Below are 1,699 nucleotides of genomic sequence, written 5' to 3'. Positions count from 1 at the left end.
AAAATAAAATCTAACATTTATATTGTTTTACGTTTGTTTGTTACGGATGCTCCAATTGTCCTTCCCATTTACTTACTGCAGCTGTTGCCAATGCATTTCCTAAAACGTTGGTCATGGTACGGCCCATATCGCAAAATACATCAATCGCTAAAATTAAACCTACACCTTCCGGCGGTAAACCAAACATGGCACCAGTTGCCAATACCACAACAAGCGAAGCCCTTGGCACACCTGCAATGCCCTTGCTGGTTACTAAAAAAACCAGCAGCATAATTATTTGCTGCCACACATCGCCTGTTATTGAAGTTATATTAAATGCCTGTGCAATAAACATACTGGCAAAGGTCATGTACATCATGCTGCCATCTAAATTAAAAGAATAACCCAGGGGCAAAACAAAACTTACAATTTTATTATTGCAACCAAAGCGTTCCATCTCTTCTACCAGTTTGGGATACACGGCTTCGCTGCTGGCGGTACTAAATGCAATTGACATGGGTGTACTTATTCTTCGCAGCAAAACCGGCAAACGGTTTTTTAAAAAAAGATACCCTACAAATAATAACAGTGCCCACAAAATGGCAAGACCTAAATAAAATTCGCCAACATATTTTCCAAAGGTTACTAAAATACCCAACCCGTTTTTTGCAATAGCAGCAGCCATTGCACCAAACACACCCAGCGGTGCTATATACATTACATAGGTAACCATTTTAAGTACCACATGTGCCAGCGAATCAAGTGCATTAACAATCGGCTCACCTTTTTTACCAATGGCAGTAAGTGCAACACCAAATAAAACAGAGAACACCACCAGTTGTAAAATTTCGTTGGTGGCCATTGCTTCCACAACACTTCGTGGCACTACATGCTCTACAAATTTTGATAAAGAGAAACCTTTTGATTTTTCCAGCAAATCGTTAACCCCGGCCATATCGGTATTGGAAATATCGGCACCTACACCCGGTTTAAAAATATTTACTAAAATTAAACCCAGGCTAAGTGAAATTAAAGATGCTGTAATAAACCACAGCATTGCTTTGCCCCCTACTCTGCCTACCGTTTTCATATCGCCTAATTTAGCAATACCTACTACTAATGTTGCAAAAACAATTGGCGCAATAATCATTTGCACCATTCGGAGAAAAATGGTGGTGAGCAGTTTTATATTATCGGCAAATGTTTTTACAGTACCTGCAGCATAATTTTCATGCACATAATACCCTGCCACAATACCCAATACCATTGCAACAAGAATATATAATGTAAGCTTACTTTTTTTTGTAGGTTGCTGCGTTATTTCCATTGCATAACATTTAGTTACGCAATATAATATTAAAACCTGTTATCCACCTATTGCTTATAAAAAAGTACAGTTGGTGGTGTTTTTAAAAATTTATTGCTTATTTTTCCAATTCATTTTAAACTAAAACCAACTAACCATATGAGTTTATTTGTAAAAAAGCCAATAGCCGATTTAATGGCCGAAAGTGGTGACTCGGAAAAAGGCCTTAAGCGTACACTGGGTTCCGGAGCTCTTGTTGCACTTGGCATTGGTGCCATAATTGGCGCAGGATTATTTGTAAGAACCGCTGCAGCTGCAGCACAAAATGCTGGTCCTTCTGTTACAATAGGATTTATTGTTGCAGCCATAGGTTGTGCATTAGCTGGACTTTGCTACGCCGAACTTTCTTCATCA

The 1,699-nt window shown here is 38.8% G+C and carries 1 protein-coding gene and 1 pseudogene; one reads left to right on the top strand and one right to left on the bottom strand.

The window, feature by feature from the left end:
- Positions 1 to 40 precede the first annotated feature (40 nt).
- Positions 41 to 1,306, bottom strand: a complete 1,266-nt coding sequence (locus tag ACY65O_RS16585) for a dicarboxylate/amino acid:cation symporter (protein WP_462221977.1) — start codon at positions 1,304 to 1,306, stop codon at positions 41 to 43.
- A 138-nt stretch (positions 1,307 to 1,444) separates the two neighbouring features.
- On the opposite strand from ACY65O_RS16585, the pseudogene ACY65O_RS16580 reads away from it, so the two are divergent.
- Positions 1,445 to 1,699, top strand: a pseudogene (locus ACY65O_RS16580) (amino acid permease); the annotation flags it as partial.

It is taken from the genome of Ferruginibacter sp. (genome assembly GCF_031430955.1).
Taxonomy (GTDB): Bacteria; Bacteroidota; Bacteroidia; order Chitinophagales; family Chitinophagaceae; genus Ferruginibacter.
Note: the sequence above shows the minus strand (reverse complement) of the source record. Positions and strands in the feature narration are given on the sequence as shown.

Bases quoted from the DNA above. Each gene is read 5' to 3' on its own strand.
- ACY65O_RS16585 (WP_462221977.1), bottom strand. From the start codon at position 1,306: ATGGAAATAACGCAGCAACCTACAAAAAAAAGTAAGCTTACATTATAT.